The 17,893-nt window shown below is 62.9% G+C and carries 19 protein-coding genes and 1 other RNA gene; 14 read left to right on the top strand and 6 right to left on the bottom strand.

What is annotated here, in order from left to right:
- Positions 1 to 64: 64 nt before the first annotated feature.
- A complete protein-coding gene (locus GWC77_RS02570; protein WP_173255290.1) occupies positions 65 to 1,465 on the bottom strand; it encodes an MFS transporter in 1,401 nt (466 codons plus the stop codon).
- A 385-nt stretch (positions 1,466 to 1,850) separates the two neighbouring features.
- Here GWC77_RS02570 and GWC77_RS02565 point away from each other — a divergent pair, with 385 nt between their 5' ends.
- On the top strand, positions 1,851 to 2,813 hold the full coding sequence (locus tag GWC77_RS02565) for a LysR family transcriptional regulator (RefSeq protein ID WP_173255289.1): 963 nt from the start codon (positions 1,851 to 1,853) through the stop codon (positions 2,811 to 2,813).
- 20 nt (positions 2,814 to 2,833) lie between these two features.
- Here the strand turns inward: GWC77_RS02565 and GWC77_RS02560 are convergent, their stop codons facing one another.
- Positions 2,834 to 4,270, bottom strand: a complete 1,437-nt coding sequence (locus GWC77_RS02560; RefSeq protein ID WP_173255288.1) for a hypothetical protein — start codon at positions 4,268 to 4,270, stop codon at positions 2,834 to 2,836.
- Between the two features lie 209 nt (positions 4,271 to 4,479).
- On the opposite strand from GWC77_RS02560, the gene GWC77_RS02555 reads away from it, so the two are divergent.
- The 5 genes from GWC77_RS02555 to GWC77_RS02535 all read left to right on the top strand — a co-directional run bounded on the left by GWC77_RS02555 (position 4,480) and on the right by GWC77_RS02535 (position 9,122).
- Complete coding sequence (locus GWC77_RS02555; RefSeq protein WP_173255287.1) at positions 4,480 to 5,784, top strand: Glu/Leu/Phe/Val dehydrogenase; 1,305 nt, start codon at positions 4,480 to 4,482, stop codon at positions 5,782 to 5,784.
- A 221-nt stretch (positions 5,785 to 6,005) separates the two neighbouring features.
- Positions 6,006 to 6,902, top strand: a complete 897-nt coding sequence (locus GWC77_RS02550) for a glutamate/aspartate ABC transporter substrate-binding protein (protein ID WP_173255286.1) — start codon at positions 6,006 to 6,008, stop codon at positions 6,900 to 6,902.
- Positions 6,903 to 6,982: 80 nt separating this feature from the next.
- Positions 6,983 to 7,723: an amino acid ABC transporter permease gene (locus GWC77_RS02545; RefSeq protein ID WP_173255285.1), complete on the top strand. Its 741-nt coding sequence runs from the start codon at positions 6,983 to 6,985 to the stop codon at positions 7,721 to 7,723.
- Positions 7,723 to 8,400: a glutamate/aspartate ABC transporter permease GltK gene (gene gltK, locus GWC77_RS02540; protein ID WP_173255284.1), complete on the top strand. Its 678-nt coding sequence runs from the start codon at positions 7,723 to 7,725 to the stop codon at positions 8,398 to 8,400. Before GWC77_RS02545 ends, gltK begins: the two co-directional genes overlap by 1 nt.
- On the top strand, positions 8,397 to 9,122 hold the full coding sequence (locus GWC77_RS02535) for an amino acid ABC transporter ATP-binding protein (protein ID WP_173255283.1): 726 nt from the start codon (positions 8,397 to 8,399) through the stop codon (positions 9,120 to 9,122). The genes gltK and GWC77_RS02535 overlap by 4 nt, the downstream gene beginning before the upstream one ends.
- Before the next feature lie 48 nt (positions 9,123 to 9,170).
- On the opposite strand, the gene GWC77_RS02530 is transcribed toward GWC77_RS02535, so the two are convergent.
- Positions 9,171 to 10,079: a class II glutamine amidotransferase gene (locus GWC77_RS02530; RefSeq protein WP_173255282.1), complete on the bottom strand. Its 909-nt coding sequence runs from the start codon at positions 10,077 to 10,079 to the stop codon at positions 9,171 to 9,173.
- Between the two features lie 221 nt (positions 10,080 to 10,300).
- On the opposite strand from GWC77_RS02530, the gene pyrC reads away from it, so the two are divergent.
- The 5 genes from pyrC (at position 10,301) to GWC77_RS02505 (ending at position 13,604) form a co-directional block, all read left to right on the top strand.
- Positions 10,301 to 11,365: a dihydroorotase gene (gene pyrC, locus GWC77_RS02525; RefSeq protein WP_173255281.1), complete on the top strand. Its 1,065-nt coding sequence runs from the start codon at positions 10,301 to 10,303 to the stop codon at positions 11,363 to 11,365.
- 42 nt (positions 11,366 to 11,407) lie between these two features.
- A complete protein-coding gene (locus GWC77_RS02520) occupies positions 11,408 to 12,271 on the top strand; it encodes a DUF3025 domain-containing protein (protein ID WP_173255280.1) in 864 nt (287 codons plus the stop codon).
- Positions 12,272 to 12,284: 13 nt separating this feature from the next.
- An RNA gene (gene rnpB, locus GWC77_RS02515) (RNase P RNA component class A) lies at positions 12,285 to 12,703 on the top strand.
- Positions 12,704 to 12,897: 194 nt separating this feature from the next.
- On the top strand, positions 12,898 to 13,383 hold the full coding sequence (locus GWC77_RS02510) for a hypothetical protein (RefSeq protein ID WP_254366731.1): 486 nt from the start codon (positions 12,898 to 12,900) through the stop codon (positions 13,381 to 13,383).
- 2 nt (positions 13,384 to 13,385) lie between these two features.
- A complete protein-coding gene (locus GWC77_RS02505) occupies positions 13,386 to 13,604 on the top strand; it encodes a hypothetical protein (protein WP_173255279.1) in 219 nt (72 codons plus the stop codon).
- A gap of 196 nt (positions 13,605 to 13,800) precedes the next feature.
- Here the strand turns inward: GWC77_RS02505 and GWC77_RS02500 are convergent, their stop codons facing one another.
- Both GWC77_RS02500 and GWC77_RS02495 read right to left on the bottom strand, forming a co-directional pair.
- Complete coding sequence (locus GWC77_RS02500; RefSeq protein WP_254366729.1) at positions 13,801 to 14,310, bottom strand: hypothetical protein; 510 nt, start codon at positions 14,308 to 14,310, stop codon at positions 13,801 to 13,803.
- A 134-nt stretch (positions 14,311 to 14,444) separates the two neighbouring features.
- Complete coding sequence (locus GWC77_RS02495) at positions 14,445 to 14,867, bottom strand: OsmC family protein (RefSeq protein ID WP_173255278.1); 423 nt, start codon at positions 14,865 to 14,867, stop codon at positions 14,445 to 14,447.
- 412 nt (positions 14,868 to 15,279) lie between these two features.
- Between GWC77_RS02495 and rplM the strand changes: the two genes are divergently transcribed.
- The 3 genes from rplM (at position 15,280) to erpA (ending at position 16,674) form a co-directional block, all read left to right on the top strand.
- Positions 15,280 to 15,708, top strand: a complete 429-nt coding sequence (gene rplM / locus GWC77_RS02490) for a 50S ribosomal protein L13 (protein ID WP_173255277.1) — start codon at positions 15,280 to 15,282, stop codon at positions 15,706 to 15,708.
- 11 nt (positions 15,709 to 15,719) lie between these two features.
- The gene (gene rpsI / locus GWC77_RS02485; RefSeq protein ID WP_173255276.1) at positions 15,720 to 16,112 is read left to right on the top strand and encodes a 30S ribosomal protein S9; all 393 of its coding nucleotides are present in this window, start codon (positions 15,720 to 15,722) and stop codon (positions 16,110 to 16,112) included.
- Positions 16,113 to 16,308: 196 nt separating this feature from the next.
- Positions 16,309 to 16,674, top strand: a complete 366-nt coding sequence (gene erpA / locus GWC77_RS02480; RefSeq protein WP_173255275.1) for an iron-sulfur cluster insertion protein ErpA — start codon at positions 16,309 to 16,311, stop codon at positions 16,672 to 16,674.
- Positions 16,675 to 16,696: 22 nt separating this feature from the next.
- On the opposite strand, the gene GWC77_RS02475 is transcribed toward erpA, so the two are convergent.
- Positions 16,697 to 17,845: an anhydro-N-acetylmuramic acid kinase gene (locus GWC77_RS02475; protein WP_173255274.1), complete on the bottom strand. Its 1,149-nt coding sequence runs from the start codon at positions 17,843 to 17,845 to the stop codon at positions 16,697 to 16,699.
- Between the last annotated feature and the right edge of the window lie 48 nt (positions 17,846 to 17,893).

Genomic DNA, 17,893 nt, shown 5'->3' with positions numbered 1-17,893 from the left:
GAAAAAGGCATGCGCTGCCGCATGCCTTGCAAAGAATGACGCGCGCGTAGCGCGCGAACCGAACTCAGTCGCCCGCTGTGGCCGTGCGACCGATGCTGGCCGTCGCCGCAGGGGCCGCGACCGGGGCGCCCGGCGCCGCCCAGACGAGCCACTGCGCGCGCAGCGCGACGACGGCCAGGCAGGCGCAGGCGGAGAGCGCGCCGAAGGTGGCGAAGCCCATTTGATAGCTGCCCGTGCTTTCCTTGGCGATGCCCATGACAACCGGCAGATAGAAACCGCCGATGCCGCCCGCGGCGCCCACGACGCCGGACAAGAGTCCCGTCTTGCCCTTCCAGCGATGCGGGACGAGCTGGAACGTCGAGCCGTTGCCGAGTCCGAAGGCGAGATACAGGCACACGAGGATTGCGATGCCGCCGCTCAACGGTGGCATCCATGCCGCGAACAGCAGATCGGCGGCCGAGATGACGGCGAGCAGGACGACGAGGGCGCGCACGCCGGTCACGCGATCGGCCAGGTAGCCGCCGAGCGGGCGCACCATCGCGCCGAGGAACGCCAGCAACGACATGAACAAGCCCGCTTCGAGCTTGGGCATTTGATAGAGATTCGTGAGCAGCAGCGTCACATACGACGACATGCCGACGAAGCCGCCGAACGTGATGCTGTAGATCAGCATGATGACCCAGGTGTCGCGCTCCGCCAGCACGCTCCGGTAGCGCGCCGGCAACAGCGCGATCGCGCCGATCGCGCCGAGCACCGGCAGGAGCAGCAAGCCGGTCTTGCCCGTGCCGAACACGCCTGCTTTCACCGCGAGCACGAGCACGATGAGGCCGGCGAGCGTAGCGATGAAGCTGCCCGTTGCGCGCAGCGTACTGCCGGTCTTTTCGCCGCGGTCTTCCGCCCATGCGAAGACCGCGAGGCCCGCGATCGCGAGCAGCGGCAGCGCCGCCGCGGTGGCCATTTGCCAGCCGAGCACAGTCGCGACGCGCGGGAACAGGAACCCGTCGAGCACCGCACCGATGTTGCCGGCGGCGGCCAGGCCGAGCACGAGACCTTGGACTTTCGGGGGATAGCTGCTACCGGCCATCGGCAGCGCGACGGCGAAGCTCGCCCCGCCCATGCCGAGAAACACGCCGAGTACGAGCAGGAGTGTGTAGGTGGGCGCGGCGGGCCAAAGCGGCAGCACGATCGTCGGTAGCGCGGACAGCAGCACGCCGACGAGCGCAATGCGCCGTCCGTTGGTCGATTGATAGAGGTTGCCGAGCGTCACGCGCAAAATCGCGGCGGCCAGTACCGGGACGGCGACGAGAAAGCCTTGCTGCGCGGCTGTCATCGCTACGTCCTTGCCGATGAACGGGGCGAGCGGGCCGTAAAGCACCCATACGGTAAAGCCGGTATCGAAATAGAGGAAGCAGGCAAGCAGCGATCGCCAGTTGCCGCTCTGTAGCGCGTGTTGCAGATTCTTCATGACAGCCTCGCGGGTGATCGGAGAAAGATGCGCCTTGTTATTTTGCAGTGCAGCGCGACGGCGTGGTTATGCAAGGGCTGTGCCATATGGCCGCATCACCGGAGGCACACTCGCGCGAGGCGCGTGGGGCTTGGCGCAGTGCGAAGGGAGCGCAGAACCGAGGCCCAGCGCGTGCGCCGCGGCTTTAATGGTGCGCGGCCCAGCCATGCGCACCTGCCGTGCGCAATCGGCACTGCACCCGTGCGCGGCGCGCGCTTCGATGGTGCGCCGCGCCAATCTTCTGCGCAAACCGGCGGATCCCTTGGTCAAGGGCGCGGCGCAGCGGATACCGGCGACAGTACAATGCGAGGCGTTGCCGCCGCGGCGGTTTTTGGCCGATGCTCTTATGGAACTGAAATGGCTCGAGGATTTCGTCTCGCTGGCGGAGACGCGCAGCTTCAGCCGTTCGGCCGAGCTGCGGCACGTGACGCAGCCCGCGTTTTCGCGGCGCATCCAGGCGCTCGAGGCGTGGCTCGGCACTGAGCTCATCGACCGCTCGGTCTATCCGACGCGGCTCACGCAGGCCGGCGAAGTGTTCTACGAGCAGGCGCTCGCGATGCTTTCGCAGATGCACGAAGCGAGAATCGTTTTGCGCGGGCATATCGGCGCTCCGGCGGCGACGATCGAATTCGCCGTGCCGCACACGCTGTCGCTCACCTATTTCCCGCATTGGCTGCAGCGTATCGAGGCCCGCATGGGGCCGGTGCATACGCGGCTGCGGGCGCTGAACGTGCATGATGCGGTGCTGTCGCTCGTCGAAGGCGGGTGCGATCTCGTCATGGGCTATCACCATCCGAGCCATCCGGTCGCGCTCGATCCGGCCCGCTACGACATGCTGACGCTCGGCTTCGAGCCCATCAGCCCGTTCTCGGCGCCGGCCCGCGCCGGGCGTGCCCGCCATCAATTGCCCGGCACGCCCGATGCACCGGTGCCGTATCTCTCATACACGCAGAATGCCTATCTCGGGCGCATGACGGAGGTGATCGTCGCGAATGCGTCGGAGCGTCTCTATCTCGATCGCATCTATGAGACCGACATGGCAGAGGCGTTGAAGGCGATGGCAATCGCCGGACATGGGATTGCGTTCCTGCCGCACAGCGCAGTGGAAGACGCGGTGGCGGCCGGCGATTTGCTGCGGCTCGACCGCCCCGCGCGCGGGGCGGCGACGGCCCGCTTCACGCTGACGATGGAGATCCGGCTATACCGCGACAAGCTTGCCGTCGCCGGAGACGACCCGCGCCGTGCGCTCGTGCGCCGGCTATGGGACGTCGTGGCGAACGAACTGGAAGCGGGCGCGGCCGGGACGTGAGGCTATCCGGGCCGCGGGCTTTACGGTTGCCGGTACTGCATTCGTTTCGAGTACGCCTCTACAGTGGGCTGGTCGATGCCGTAGTTCTTCACGACAACGCTTATATCGGCTCCGGCGCGCAATGCCTCGCCGGCCCGGCCATCGAGGAGAATGTGCGCGAGTTGCGCGTTGGCACGTTGGCGTTGCTCGGTGGACAGCGATGGATTCAGGAAAATTTCGTTCAGCGGCGTGCCGTGTGCCGCTTGGATAGCCGCCGGCGTGATGCCGTACCTGCGCGATATTTCTCCGATGTCGACGTGTGCTTGCAAGTCGGCTCGAACGGCGGCGCCGATGGGTCCGCGTAATGCTGCACGCTCGAGTCCGCTACCGAGCGGATCGCTGATGCCGTATTGGCGGGCAAGCTGCCACGGGGGGATCTGTTGCTGGGCTGCGGAAAGACTTGCGGGGCCCTTTTCCATGGCGTGAGCCTCGAGCTGCATACGTGTATTGGGCGGCAACCCGAGCCGGTACATGATGGAGTCGATCGGCTCCCCTTGTTCGATCGCAACAGCGGCCAAAACGGTTCGCAGCACGTCTGGATGAATGCCATATTGCGAGGCAATCGGCTCAAAGGGCGGCGGCGGCATCCTGTACATCGCGGCGCTCTGCGCCTCCTGGTTCCATCGATGCGCGGCGGCGTAAGCCGTCAACCGCATGACATCCATCGGGTTCCCGCCGATGCCGTGAGCGTTGGCGATCTCACGGATCATCGCAGGGGTGATCGCATAGCCTTGTTGCACGGCGTGTCGTGCCGGGCCCTCGAGCGCGATCTCCATGAGATCCTCGCGCGCCGATTCAGGCAGCCCGCACCTCGTCATGGCGTCATCCGGTGTAATACGATGCTGACGGACGAGATCCTGAGCTACGTTCCAACGCAGCCTCGTGACGTTTCGCTGATCGTTGATTCCGAATCGGTCGCGCGCGACTTGCGCAATCATGTCGCCGGGCGGATGAGGAGCCAACACGGCTTTGACGGCCCGCTCCCTTGCCTGGGCCCCCTCGGCGGCGAGTCTCTCGAGTTCGGGACGGTAGCTTGGGTGCAAGCCATAGTTCTCGAGGACCCACGATACCTTCGCTCCGTTCGCTACGGCCTTTTCAGGCGGCAGAAGCTTTTTGGCCGTCTTGCCCAGCCAGTCGCCTACTCTGCCCGCCACCTGGGCGCCGACCTCCGCAAGGCGTGCGCCGCTTTCCCGGAACTGGGCGCCGCGGGCCGATCCTGGTCCCCACTGAGGCGCGTTCGAGAACTGTCCGCCGTTCGGCCAAGCGCCGGGTGGAGGGGAACCGGGCGGCGGCGGTGGATAACCGGGGGGCGGTGGCGAATTGCCCTGCGGCGTGCCATGCACGCCGGGCTGATCGTCGGGATACCCCCCGGGCGGAGTTTGCCCTCCCGCCCACCCATTGGGCCCTTGGACGCTCATGATGTGTTCCTTTCGGATTCGACAGTTCCGGTTGTAGCAAGCGTTGGCCGCGGGTGAAGGCTCGGACGCGAAAAGGACACAGCAAAACCGCACCGATTGCGACGTCCGGCTGTCATGCAAAAAACGCATAACGGGATGACCATACGGCATTGGATTTCAAAAAGCGGTTTTCCGACAATGGCGCTCATTCCGTGACCGTTGGAGTCTTCATGTCATCGCCACTGCCGTCAGACGCACTTACGCAATCCATCCCTTCGTATCTGCATGCTGACGATCTAGGTCCCTGGGGCAATTACCTGCGTCAGGTCGACCGCGTCGCGCCGTATCTCGGCTCGCTTTCCCGCTGGATCGAAACCCTGAAGCGCCCCAAACGCATCCTGATCGTCGATGTGCCGATCGAACTCGACAACGGCACCGTCGCGCATTTCGAAGGCTATCGTGTTCAACACAATGTCTCGCGCGGCCCGGGCAAGGGCGGCGTGCGCTATCACCAGGATGTGACGCTCTCCGAAGTCATGGCGCTGTCCGCCTGGATGTCGGTGAAGAACGCAGCCGTGAACGTTCCCTACGGCGGTGCGAAAGGCGGCATCCGCGTCGATCCGCGCAAGCTTTCGCGCGGCGAGCTCGAGCGGGTCACGCGTCGCTATACGAGCGAGATCGGCATCATCATCGGGCCGAATACCGATATCCCCGCGCCGGACGTCAATACGAACGAGCAGATCATGGCGTGGATGATGGACACGTACTCGATGAACCAGGGCCAAACGGCCACGGGCGTCGTGACGGGCAAACCGATCACGCTGGGCGGCTCGTTGGGCCGCCGCGAAGCGACCGGGCGCGGTGTGTTCGTGGTAGGCACGGAAGCCGCGCGCCGGGTGGGCTTGAGCATCGAAGGCGCGCGTGTGGCCGTGCAGGGCTTCGGCAACGTGGGCGGCATCGCGGCGCGCCTTTTCCAGGAAGCCGGCGCCAAGGTGATTTCGGTGCAGGATCACACTGGCTCGCTATATAGGGCGAGCGGTATCGACACCGTCGCGCTGCTCGAGCATGTTGCGAAAACGGGCGGCGTCGGCGGCTTCACGGGTGCGGACCCGGTCAGCAGCGACGAATTCTGGACGATCGAGACCGATATCCTGATCCCTGCCGCGCTCGAAAACCAGATCACCGAGAAGAACGCGTCCAGGATCAAGACGAAGATCGTCGTCGAAGGTGCGAACGGTCCGACGACGACCGCGGCGGACGACATCCTCCACGACAAGGGCGTGTTGGTGATCCCCGACGTCGTGGCCAATGCCGGCGGCGTGACCGTGTCGTACTTCGAGTGGGTGCAGGATTTCTCGAGCTTCTTCTGGACCGAAGACGAGATCAACCAGCGCCTCGAGCGCGTCATGCGCGAAGCGTTCAACGCCGTCTGGCAGGTGGCGAGCGAAAACAAGGTTTCGATGCGCACCGCGGCGTTCATCGTGGCGTGCAAGCGCATTCTGATGGCGCGCGAAATGCGCGGGCTTTACCCCTGATACCGGTTATCCCGGGAAGCTTTTCCCCTGTTGTCCGGCATGCCGCGCACGAGGCGGCGCTGCCGGCACCTCGACGCGGGCGACATCGATCGGTGTCGCCCGTTTCCTCATCCGAGCGGGCACGAGACTCGCGGCGCGAAAAGGCATTTGCGCAAATCCGATGCTTTCAAAAAGGTAACTTGATACACTGGCGCCGGTTCAGGCCAAAGGAGATCGCCACAATGAAGATCAAGAAGACAGCTGTATTGTTTGCCGCCGTATGTACCCTCGTCGCGGGCAGCGCGCTCGCGCAAGACTCGGGCACGCTGAAAAAGATCAAGGACACGGGCGTCATCGCGCTCGGCCACCGCGAATCGTCGATTCCGTTTTCCTATTACGACGAGAAGCAAGACGTCGTGGGCTACGCGCGCGACGTTCAAATGGCGGTCGTCGATGCGGTCAAAAAGAAGCTCAACATGCCGAACCTGCAGGTGAAGAATATTCCGGTCACCTCGCAAAACCGTATTCCGCTCGTGCAGAACGGCACCGTCGATATCGAATGCGGCTCGACGACGAACAACAAGGAGCGGCAGCAGCAAGCCGCCTTTTCGGACACGTTCTTCGTGATCGGCACGCGGCTCATGACCAAAAAGGATTCGGGCGTCAAGGATTTCGACGATCTGAAGGGTAAAACCGTCGTGACGACGGCCGGTACCACGTCCGAGCGTCTGCTGCGCAAGATGAATCAGGACAAGAACATGGGTATGAACATCATCAGCGCGAAGGATCATGGCGATTCGTTCCATACGCTCGAATCGGGCCGTGCCGTCGCGTTCATGATGGACGATGCACTGCTCGCGGGCGAGCGCGCCAAAGCACACAATCCGGGCGAGTGGGTGATCGTCGGCACGCCGCAGTCGCGTGAAGCCTATGGCTGCATGATGCGTAAGGACGATCCGGCATTCAAGAAGGTCGTCGACGATGCGATAGCCAAGTTCGAAACATCGGGCGAGGCGGACAAGAGCTACAAGAAGTGGTTCGAATCGCCGATTCCGCCGAAGGGGCTCAATCTGAACTTCCCGGAAAGCGACGACATGAAGGCGCTGTTCAAGAACCCGAACGACAAAGCGATCGATTGATCGGCACATCCGCATCGGTTGGAAGTTGAATCGAACGGAAGGGGCCTCGCTCCTTCCGTTCTTTTCGTTGGAGTCTCATCATGTCCTATCACTGGAACTGGGGCGTTTTGCTTCAGCCCGTGTCGACCGGCGAACCGACGACCTATCTCGGGTGGCTGCTCTCCGGCATGCGCGTGACGGTGACGGTGTCGCTGTCGGCCTGGGTGATCGCCCTCATCGTCGGTTCGATCGTCGGTGTGTTGCGCACGGTGCCTAACCGTACGCTATCGGGTTTCGCGACCGGCTATGTCGCGGTCTTCCGTAACGTCCCGCTCATCGTCCAGTTTTTTATCTGGTATCTCGTCGTTCCGGAGTTGTTGCCCGTTTCGATCGGCACATGGTTCAAACAGTTGCCGCCCGGCGCGCAATTCTTTTCGTCGTCCATCATCTGTCTCGGCCTGTTCACGTCCGCGCGTGTGTGCGAGCAGGTTCGCTCCGGCATCGAGGCGTTGCCGCGCGGGCAGCGTGCCGCGGGTCTCGCGCTCGGGCTCACGCAATGGCAGACGTACCGTTACGTGCTGTTGCCCGTGGCCTACCGGATCATCGTGCCGCCGCTGACCTCCGAGTTCCTGAATGTCTTCAAGAACTCGGCCGTGGCCTCGACGATCGGTCTGCTCGATCTGTCGGCGCAAGCCCGGCAACTCGTCGACTATACGGCACAGACCTACGAGTCGTTCATCGCGGTCACGCTCGCTTATGTCGTCATCAACCTGGTCGTCATGGGCATCATGCGCTTCATCGAATATAAGAGCCGCCTGCCCGGCTACATCGGAGGCAAGTGATGCATCAATTCGATTGGAGCAGCATAGCGGGGGCGTTGCCGACGCTGTGGAGCGGGGCCATCGTCACGCTCGAGATCACGGTGCTTGCGATCGTCGTCGGCATCGTGTGGGGCACCGTGCTCGCGCTGATGCGCCTGTCAGGCGTCGCCCCGCTCGGCTGGTTCGCGAGGGGCTATGTGACGGTATTCCGTTCGATTCCGCTCGTCATGGTGCTGCTGTGGTTCTTCCTGATCGTGCCGCAGTTCCTCCAAAGCGTGCTCGGGCTGTCGGCCAACATCGACATTCGGCTCGCCTCGGCCATGGTGGCGTTCTCCCTGTTCGAGGCCGCCTACTACTCGGAAATCATCCGTGCCGGGATTCAGTCGGTCTCTCGCGGACAGGTCAACGCATCGTTCGCGCTCGGCATGACTTACGGGCAGTCGATGCGCTACATCATCCTGCCGCAGGCGTTTCGCGCGATGGTGCCGCTGCTGCTCACGCAGGCGATCGTGCTCTTTCAGGACACATCGCTCGTGTATGTGATCAGCCTCGCGGACTTTTTCCGCACGGCTACCAACATCGGCGATCGCGACGGCACGATGGTCGAGATGGTACTGTTCGCGGGCGCGGTTTATTTCGTAATTTGTACGCTGGCGTCGAGCCTGGTCAAAGTACTCCGTAAAAAGGTCGCAAGATGATTTCGATCAAGAACGTTTCGAAGTGGTACGGGCAATTCCAGGTGCTCACCGATTGCACGACCGAAGTGAAAAAAGGCGAGGTTGTCGTCGTGTGCGGGCCGTCGGGCTCGGGAAAATCGACGCTCATCAAAACGGTCAATGGTCTCGAGCCGTTTCAGCAAGGCGATATCGTGGTCAACGGGCAGTCGCTGAACGACAAGGGCACGAACCTCTCGAAGCTCCGCGCCAAGGTCGGCATGGTGTTTCAGCACTTCGAGCTCTTCCCGCATCTGTCGATCACCGAGAATCTGACGCTTGCGCAAATGAAGGTGCTCGGGCGCTCGAAGGACGAGGCCAGGGTGAAGGGCCTGAAGCTGCTCGATCGCGTCGGCCTGCAGGCACACGCCGACAAGTACCCTGGCCAGCTCTCGGGCGGTCAGCAGCAGCGTGTGGCGATCGCGCGAGCGTTGTCGATGGATCCTGTCGCCATGCTGTTCGACGAGCCGACTTCGGCGCTTGACCCCGAAATGATCAACGAGGTGCTCGACGTGATGGTCGAGCTCGCGCGCGAAGGCATGACCATGATGTGCGTGACGCACGAAATGGGGTTTGCGAAGAAAGTCGCGCACCGCGTGATCTTCATGGATCGGGGCGCGATAGTCGAGGACGATCGCAAGGAGGATTTCTTCGCGAATCCAAAATCGGATCGCGCGAAAGACTTTCTCGCGAAGATTCTGCATTGAGCCGCTAGCCGTTGCCGCGGCGACCTACCGCGGCAACGGCGGCAGCCGTTACGACTCGAACGCGGCGATGTCGTCCGCTTCGGCGGCCAGATCGCCGCCCGCGGCAGCGATCCGCGTACTCGAAGCAGTGGGATCGCACGCGGGGTTGCGTGCTTTTTCGAGCACTGACGGCGGCACCGGGATATGGGCCCGCGCGGCGACATCGCCATCCTGGAACATCAGCAGATCGCCCGGCTCGAACGCCGTCCAAGTCTCGTTGTCCGTCAGCGGCTGAGTGGCGATCACCGCGACGCGGTCTTCCGGCGTCGTGTATTGCGCGAAGTCGATCGACATATCGGCGTCGATGAGATGCGCCGTCGAGAACGGCCACCGGCGCACGAGGTAATGCAGGTGCGTCGAGCAGTGAGCGAACAGCGCCTGCCCGTTCGACATCAGGAAATTGAACACGCCGTAATTCGTGACTTCGCGGGTGAGCGCGGTGAGCGCCGCGAACAGATCGTGCAACGGTGGCTGCGCGCATGGAAATGCCTGACGCAAGCCCTGCATGATCGCGCAAAAGGCGAGTTCGCTATCGGTCGTGCCTACCGGCTGATAGACACCTGTCAGCGTCGGCCGATAGCCCGCGAGATCGCCGTTGTGCGCGAATATCCAATGCCGCCCCCAGAGTTCACGCATGAAAGGGTGACAGTTTTCGAGCAGGATGTGCCCTTGCGTGGCTTTGCGGATATGGGCGATCGTGTTTTTCGATTTGATCGGATATCGCTTCACCATCTCCGCGATCGGCGAGGTGGCCGACGATTGATGATCGATGAAAAGCCGGCAGGCCTTGTCCTCGAAAAACGCGATGCCCCAGCCGTCGGCATGATGGTCGGTGACGCCGCCACGCGCCGCGAAGCCGGTGAAGGAGAACGTGACGTCCGTCGGCGCGGCGCAGTTCATTCCAAGAAGTTGGCACATGGTACGAGGGCGTGCGGTACGGGCGAGCCGATTGACGGACCCGCTACAATATATTGTTTGAAGCATATACCGAGCCGCTGACCGAAAAAAGCGAAATCAGTGGCCCGGCGCGGCCGGGCGTTGCGGTTTTCCCACGTTCGTGCGGGCGCCGATATGCCCGTTGTTGCTCTTGGCGGCCTCTCGAGGGGCGCCGTTTCTCCTGTTTCCGTTCTGCCGCTGCCATGACTGCCTCTTCGAATTCCTTGCCCGACTCGTTGACCTTTGCCCGCCCTGACGACTGGCATCTGCATCTGCGTGATGGCGCGATGCTTGCCGCGGTGCTGCCGCATACCGCGCGCCAGTTCGGCCGGGCCATCGTCATGCCGAACCTGAAGCCCCCGGTGACGACGACCGAGGCCGCGCGCAGTTATCGGGAGCGCATCCTGGGTGCGCTGCCCGAAGGCGCCGCCTTCGAGCCGCTGATGACGCTTTATCTGACCGATAACACGCCTGCGGAGGAAATCCGGCGGGCCCGCGAAAGCGGTTTCGTACACGGCGTAAAGCTGTATCCCGCAGGCGCGACGACCAATTCGGACGCCGGCGTAACCGATCTGGGCAAGTGCGCAAAAACGCTGGAAGCGATGCAGGAACTGGGCATGCCGCTGCTCGTGCACGGCGAGGTGACCGATCCGTCGATCGACCTGTTCGATCGGGAAAAGGTGTTTATCGATCGCGTCATGATCCCGCTGCGGCGCGATTTTCCCGCGCTCAAAGTGGTGTTCGAACACATCACGACCCAGGATGCCGCCGATTACGTGCGCGACGACGGCGCGGCCGACGGGCAGCTTGGCGCTACGATCACGGCTCACCACCTGCTTTACAATCGCAACGCCATTTTTCAAGGTGGCATCCGGCCGCATTATTACTGCCTGCCTGTGCTCAAGCGCGAAACCCACCGTCGTGCCCTCGTGGCTGCAGCGACATCGGGCAATCCGCGGTTTTTCCTCGGTACCGATAGCGCCCCCCATGCGAAGGGGGCGAAAGAGCACGCTTGCGGCTGCGCCGGCTGCTACACCGCGTTGCACGCGCTCGAACTCTACGCCGAGGCGTTCGAGCAGGCGGGTGCGCTCGATAAGCTCGAGGGGTTTGCAAGCTTTTTCGGCGCCGACTTCTACGGTTTGCCGCGCAACACGGCGAAGGTAACGCTCAGGCGCGAGCGGTGGGCGTTGCCGGCCGAATTCGATGCGGGCGACGCTTGTGTCGTGCCGTTGCGCGGCGGCGAGGAAATCGGCTGGCGGCTTGCCTGAGCTTGGCCGGCGCTCGAATGACGACTCGTCGATGATCCCGGGATGAGCCTGCTCGCGAAGGGCGTCGCGCCGAGCGCACCCGCATTCGCGGGCTTCGACCGCATCGATTGGGCGGCGCCATGGCTTGCACCCTGCGCCGAACGCGGCGCGCGCTGGCAGCGCGTGGCGATCGAGCGCCCGGAGGCCTATCTCGCGGCGCTGCGGGACGACGCCGCCGCAGCCGGCCATCGAACGGGGCGGGGCGAGGCGCTTACGTTCATCGCTCAGGCAGATTTACCGCCGGGGAGTGCATACGAAGCGCATATCGCGGCGACCGGCCGCGTTCCGACGCGCGACAATCTGCACGACTTCTTCAATGCACTGATGTGGTTCACGTATCCGCGCGTGAAGGCCACGCTCAACGCGCGACAGGCGCGGATCATTGCGCGCGACGGCGTGAATGCCAGGCGCGGGCCCGAACGCGACGCACTGACGCTTTTCGACGAGAACGCCGCGCTGTTCGTCGTGGCCGACACCGAGCTTCGGGATGCGCTCACCGGATTCGATTGGCGGCGGCTGTTCGTGACCGGTCGTACGGCATGGGGCCAGCGCTGCGCGGTGCGCCTGTTTGGCCATGCGCTTCAGGAAAAACTGATTGCGCCCTACAAGGGCTGTACGGCTCACGCCTGGATCGTCGACGCTCCCGAGGCCTATTTTTCGTGGACCGCGGCGCGGCAGACCGAGTGGCTCGACGCGACGGTGGCCGATGCGCTCGCCGAGGCGCCGCTTTCCAGCCGCCTGTTCGCTCCGCTACCGGTCCTCGGCGTGCCGGGGTGGTGGCCGGCCAATGCGAAGCCGGCGTTTTACGACGACGAGTGCGTCTTTCGCCGCGGGCGTCGCGCGGATCGGCAGTCCCCCGCGTGCTAAACTTCCCGGTTGCAAAGCAGGCTAGGCAGTCGCGGCCGTTTCCGGCGTAAGCCGTCGACGGGCGAGGAAAGTCCGGACTCCATAGGGCAGGGTGATGGCTAACGGCCATCCGTGGCGACACGCGGAACAGGGCAACAGAAAGCAAACCGCCGATGGCCCGGCGAAAGCCGGGATCAGGTAAGGGTGAAACGGTGCGGTAAGAGCGCACCGCGGCTGCGGCGACGCAGTCCGGCACGGTAACCTCCACCCGGAGCAATTCCAAATAGGCAGGCACGCATCCTCGGGTGCAAGGCGGGGCCCCCGTCTCGTCTGCGGGTAGGAAGCTCGAGCGCGTCAGCAATGGCGCGCCTAGAGGAATGACTGCCACGCGTGTAACGCGCCGTCAGGCGCATTGCGCGTGCACAGAATCCGGCTTACCGGCTTACTTTGCCGATTGACGCGAAGGGCGGCACCCGTTGTCAGGGTGCCGCCTTTTTCTTTTTACGCCAGAGTGAGCACCTTCCTGCGGATGTAAGTCCCGACGGTCACTTGGACCTCCTCTGATGCCGCGGATGAAAAGCCCGCGTGTAAAATGCGGCAAGTCCCGTGCGGGCTTACCAATAACAACATTTCCTGAGAGACTTCCTATGCCAATGCAATGTGGTGCGGCCGGTTTTTTCCTCGCCTACAAGACGAATATGGAAGCGCTTGGCCTGGATGTGCCGGCGAGTTGGTACGGCACTCAGGTGACGATACTCACCAAACTCGGCGCGCTAGTGGCAGCCGTCGATAAGCTTGGTAAGGGGGCGACGCTTGCGGAACTGGTGGGCGCCACGACGTTGCCCGAAAAGCTGTTGGTCGGAGGGGCAATTTATGCCTCTTACTACGCGGGTGCGGCCATCGGCAGCGCAATGGTCGCCATGGGCAAATACACGAGTTGCGGGCCCTCTCCGGCAAACAACGGGCGCGCGGTGCTACGCTTTCGGGGGGATACCGGCATACGTGTTTCGCCGCAGTTGTATCACCATATACAGTGCCATCCCGAAATTTTCAATCAAAGCGCGCCCGGCCGCCTAGCGTATGCGCATGCGGCGCTCGTCTGCGATTCGCGCGTTTCAGCCACAGCGAGGTAACTATGAAGTTCGGTTCGGCTGAGTGGTGGAAAGACCGCACGTTGCTACTCCTTGTGTCGTTGATTCTGGCGTCGCTGGCATGGGCCTTTGGGCATGCCGCGGGGGAGTGGAGTTCGTTGATTTTGGGCGTCATCGTGTTCGTCGCGTTGTTCACGGAAAACCGGCGACTGCGCCGAGAAGTCCGGCGCCTGACTGACGGCGCACGCCGCGCGGAACGGTGACACTTGTCCTTGACTGGGGGCTCCGTGACCCTTGGGGCACGCACGCATCGCGATCATAGCTTGATGAGCAGCACAGTCTATGATGTCTCCCGGGGAGTTCGGTCTGAATTCGATGGTTTCGTGGACCGCTGTGGTGAGGACCGGGCATGCCCGACACCTTCGGACTGTCGTATTTCGGGGCGGGGCTTAAGGGGGGCTACGCGTCGATCGGCCATATTGCGACGAGCGCGTCGCTATCGACGACATGATAGTGGCGGTAGAGATTGACGGTCGGATCGCAATGCGAAGTGATGAATTCGACGCGTTCGCCGAGTGCCGGTCGATGGGCTTCGTCGACGACCAGCTTGCCGTGCTCGTCGCCGAAGAATTCATAGGTCGACGGCCCGTCGATGCCCCGCGCCACGGTGGGCTTGCCGCTATCCGTCGCGAAGCTTTTGATGCCGGCATCGACGGTTACCCAGCCCGCTGCGTTGACGCTGACGACCGTACTTTGCACGAATAAAGACGTCTCGAAGGGTGCGGGGTGCAACGGGTCGCTCAATGCTTGCAGGTAGTCCGAATCCATGAACAGATACGACCCGGGCTGCATCTCGGTGAATACCTGGCCGGTTGAATCGAATTCCTCACCCGTCGTCGGCGAGAACAAGATGCGCCGGCTCAGGTGCCGGCCGCCCGGCACGCCGATCAGATCGATGTTGGGATTCAAGGAGGGTCCTCGCGAAGATGAGCCGGCCTATATCCCCTTGGCCTGAAAACCGACTCGAAGGATCGAAACTTGCCTGTCGGCCGAGCTCAGTGCGTTCGCGCGCCGCTAAATAAGGCGGAATGACGCGATGGTCCTTACTGTTCCACGATCTCGAAGGAGTGCGTCAATTCGGCCGTCTTCGCGAGCATGATCGACGCCGAGCAGTACTTGTCGTGCGAGAGGTTGATGGCTCGCTCGACCGTGGCCGGATTCAGATTCTTCCCGGTCACGGTGAAGTGGAAGTGAATGCTCGTGAAGACCTTCGGATCGACGCTCGCACGCTCCGCCTTCAGCGTCACCGAGCATCCGGCGATCTCCTGACGGCTCTTTTTCAAGATCATGACGACGTCATAGGCCGTGCAGCCGCCCGTGCCGAGCAGGACCATTTCCATCGGCCGCGGGGCGAGATTGCGGCCGCCGCCCTCGGGGGCGCCGTCCATCATGGCCAGATGCCCACTGCCGGTCTCGGCGGCGAACGCCATGCCGTCAGGCCCCATCCAGCTCACTTTGCATTCCATGTCCAGGCTCCCGCGCAGTCAAAAGAAGAGCGCATTGTAGCCTCGCCCGAACGCGGCCGCTCCCCGCGGAATCTCACCGCCCGTGCTATCGATATATCGTATTGTGAGATGCGATTTCGCCATGCAAATTTTCTTGCGCGATGGGACGATCCTCTGTACAATACGACTCATTGGTTGCCGTGCTTGTTCGGCAATCTCCGCATGTCTCCTCCACCCTCCTCCTTAGGTGGATTAAGCCCGAGCCAAGTGTTCGGGCTTTTTTTTGACGTGTCGCCTTGAATTCCTTTATAATTCAGGGCTTTTCCGCATCCATGCCCGCGGGAGAAGAACAGGGAGAGCCTGCGCCGCGTCTCGATACGCAACTATCCAAGCAGGAATGAAAGCAAGGGCAGGTCACAATTTTGGATCGATCATGAAGACATTTTCCGCGAAAGCCGAAGAGGTAAAGCGCGAATGGTACGTGATTGACGCGACGGATAAGGTTCTCGGCCGTGTCGCCAGCGAAGTGGCACGCCGTCTTCGCGGCAAGCACAAGCCTGAATTCACCCCGCACGTCGACACTGGTGATTTCATCATCGTCATCAACGCTGGCAAGCTGAAGGTGACGGGCAACAAAAACACCGACAAGAAGTACTACCGCCACTCGGGCTACCCGGGCGGTATCTACGAAACGACGTTCGGCAAGATGCAAGAGCGATTCCCGGGCCGTGCGCTCGAGAAAGCGGTCAAGGGCATGCTGCCGAAGGGCCCGCTTGGCTATGCAATGATCAAGAAGCTGAAGGTCTACGCCGAAGCCACGCATCCGCATACGGCTCAGCAGCCGCAAGCGCTCGAGATCTAAGGGGAGCCCACATGATCGGTAATTGGAACTATGGTACGGGCCGCCGCAAGAGCGCCGTCGCTCGTGTCTTCATCAAGGCGGGCAAGGGCGATATCGTCGTCAACGGCAAGCCCATCGCTGATTACTTCTCGCGCGAAACGTCGCTGATGATCGTTCGTCAGCCGCTCGAGCTCACGAACCACGGCACGACGTTCGACATCAAGGTCAACGTGTCGGGTGGCGGCGAGACGGGTCAAGCGGGCGCGGTCCGTCACGGCATCACGCGTGCGCTGATGGACTACGACGCGACTCTGAAGCCCGCGCTGTCGAGCGCCGGCTTCGTGACGCGCGATGCACGTGAAGTCGAGCGTAAGAAGGTCGGCTTCCACAAGGCACGCCGCCGCAAGCAGTTCTCGAAGCGTTAATACGCGCCGGTACCGCGCCGCAATGCTGGCGCGGTCCGCAAAAAAGCCGCCGCTGCTGTTCGCACCGGCGGCTTTGTTCATTTCCGGGGCGTCATACGGAATGTCTCACGCAAGCACCCATTGAATTCATGGACTTACAGCACGATATTCCGAAGAGCCCTACAATGGCGCTTAGCAGCTTTTTTGGAGAGTTCGAATGACCGCCGTCACTGAAACCCCCGTGACCGAAATGCCCGGCCCCTTCGTCTTCACGGACGCGGCGGCTGAAAAAGTGAAGCAATTGATCGACGAAGAGGGCAATCCGGACCTCAAATTGCGCGTTTTCGTGCAAGGCGGCGGATGCTCGGGCTTCCAATACGGCTTCACGTTCGACGAAACGATCAACGAAGACGACACCGTCATGAACAAGGCGGGCGTTCAACTGCTGATCGATTCGATGAGTTATCAGTATCTCGTCGGCGCTGAAATCGACTACAAGGACGATATCAACGGCGCGCAATTCGTCATCAAGAACCCGAACGCCACGACCACGTGCGGCTGCGGCTCGTCGTTCTCGGCGTAACGTAAGTTCCCCGTCCCGGTCTTCACGCCGGGTAGAGCGCCCCTAGCACGCGCTCGCCCGCTGCGCCCGTCACTGCGGGCAGATTTCCCGGCGCCCGCTCGATACACCGCTTCGCCAACCAGGCGAACGCGAGCGCTTCCACGTGGTGGGGCGGTACGCCGAGTTCGTCGGTGGTTCTCACCGATGCGCCGCTTGTACCACTCTTCGTCAATGCCGTCTCGAACGCTCGAAGCAGTTCGGGATTGCGCGCTCCGCCTCCGCAGACGTAAATAGCGCCGCATCCGCCGGCATGCCGCTCGACCTCCCGCACGACGGTCGTCGCCGTCAACGCGGCCAGCGTGGCCTGCACGTCAGCCGGGTCCAATCCGGAGAAACCGGCTAACTTCGCATCCAGCCAACTCGCATTGAATAAATCGCGGCCCGTGCTCTTGGGTGGCGGCAATGCAAAAAACGGCTCGTCCAGCAACCGGGTCAAGAGCGGCTCGACAACCGTGCCGCTTGCCGCGAATCGACCGCCTTCGTCGTACGGCGTGCCCAGATGGCGGCTGGCCCATTCATCGAGCAGCACGTTCGCGGGCCCGCAGTCGAAGCCCCGGACAGCCGTGTCCGCGTCGGCGGGAAGAATCGTGATATTGCTGATCCCGCCGAGATTGCAGATCACGCGGGTCTCGTCTGCGGACCGGAAGATCTGCTCGTGAAAGGCCGGCACGAGCGGCGCGCCCTGGCCGCCAGCCGCCACATCGCGGCTTCGGAAATCCGCCACGACGTCGATGTGCGTCATTTCCGCGAGCAAGGCGGGATTATTGATCTGGCGCGTATAGCCTTTTTCGATCATATGGCGCACCGTTTGTCCGTGCACGCCGATGGCTCGCACGCGCGACGGTGCCAGGTTGGCGGAGCGCAGCAGTTCGTGACAGCACACCGCGTATCGGGTGGCGAGCGCCGATGCGGCGAGCGCCTCGCGCTCGATCTCATTGTCTCCGGGCTGCTGCAACGCGAAGAGCGCGCCGCGCAGGCCGTCGGCGAACCCGACGAAAGCGTCGGCCAGCACGGTCGGCGGCCGTCCTTCGGCGAATTTGACGGCGACGCCGTCGACGCCGTCCAGGCTCGTGCCGGACATCAGGCCGAAGTAAATGCCGTCACCGGGAGCGGAGGGTGCGGTACGGGGCACGGAAAACTCCTCGTCGTTTCGGGGTGGCCGGCGCGGGCCGGAAGACTG

Source organism: Paraburkholderia sp. NMBU_R16, from assembly GCF_013282575.1.
Taxonomy (GTDB): domain Bacteria; phylum Pseudomonadota; class Gammaproteobacteria; order Burkholderiales; family Burkholderiaceae; genus Trinickia.
This window is presented reverse-complemented; position numbering and strand designations above follow the sequence as displayed.

What these genes read in the sequence shown, in the direction of transcription:
- GWC77_RS02565 (WP_173255289.1), top strand. Translation starts at nt 1,851, where the DNA reads ATGGAACTGAAATGGCTCGAGGATTTCGTCTCGCTGGCGGAGACGCGC.
- GWC77_RS02505 (WP_173255279.1), top strand. Translation starts at nt 13,386, where the DNA reads ATGAAGTTCGGTTCGGCTGAGTGGTGGAAAGACCGCACGTTGCTACTC.
- GWC77_RS02550 (WP_173255286.1), top strand. Translation starts at nt 6,006, where the DNA reads ATGAAGATCAAGAAGACAGCTGTATTGTTTGCCGCCGTATGTACCCTC.
- rpsI (WP_173255276.1), top strand. Translation starts at nt 15,720, where the DNA reads ATGATCGGTAATTGGAACTATGGTACGGGCCGCCGCAAGAGCGCCGTC.
- GWC77_RS02560 (WP_173255288.1), bottom strand. Translation starts at nt 4,270, where the DNA reads ATGAGCGTCCAAGGGCCCAATGGGTGGGCGGGAGGGCAAACTCCGCCC.
- GWC77_RS02545 (WP_173255285.1), top strand. Translation starts at nt 6,983, where the DNA reads ATGTCCTATCACTGGAACTGGGGCGTTTTGCTTCAGCCCGTGTCGACC.
- pyrC (WP_173255281.1), top strand. Translation starts at nt 10,301, where the DNA reads ATGACTGCCTCTTCGAATTCCTTGCCCGACTCGTTGACCTTTGCCCGC.
- GWC77_RS02535 (WP_173255283.1), top strand. Translation starts at nt 8,397, where the DNA reads ATGATTTCGATCAAGAACGTTTCGAAGTGGTACGGGCAATTCCAGGTG.
- GWC77_RS02510 (WP_254366731.1), top strand. Translation starts at nt 12,898, where the DNA reads ATGCCAATGCAATGTGGTGCGGCCGGTTTTTTCCTCGCCTACAAGACG.
- GWC77_RS02520 (WP_173255280.1), top strand. Translation starts at nt 11,408, where the DNA reads ATGAGCCTGCTCGCGAAGGGCGTCGCGCCGAGCGCACCCGCATTCGCG.
- GWC77_RS02555 (WP_173255287.1), top strand. Translation starts at nt 4,480, where the DNA reads ATGTCATCGCCACTGCCGTCAGACGCACTTACGCAATCCATCCCTTCG.
- rplM (WP_173255277.1), top strand. Translation starts at nt 15,280, where the DNA reads ATGAAGACATTTTCCGCGAAAGCCGAAGAGGTAAAGCGCGAATGGTAC.
- GWC77_RS02530 (WP_173255282.1), bottom strand. Translation starts at nt 10,079, where the DNA reads ATGTGCCAACTTCTTGGAATGAACTGCGCCGCGCCGACGGACGTCACG.
- GWC77_RS02570 (WP_173255290.1), bottom strand. Translation starts at nt 1,465, where the DNA reads ATGAAGAATCTGCAACACGCGCTACAGAGCGGCAACTGGCGATCGCTG.
- erpA (WP_173255275.1), top strand. Translation starts at nt 16,309, where the DNA reads ATGACCGCCGTCACTGAAACCCCCGTGACCGAAATGCCCGGCCCCTTC.
- GWC77_RS02495 (WP_173255278.1), bottom strand. Translation starts at nt 14,867, where the DNA reads ATGGAATGCAAAGTGAGCTGGATGGGGCCTGACGGCATGGCGTTCGCC.
- gltK (WP_173255284.1), top strand. Translation starts at nt 7,723, where the DNA reads ATGCATCAATTCGATTGGAGCAGCATAGCGGGGGCGTTGCCGACGCTG.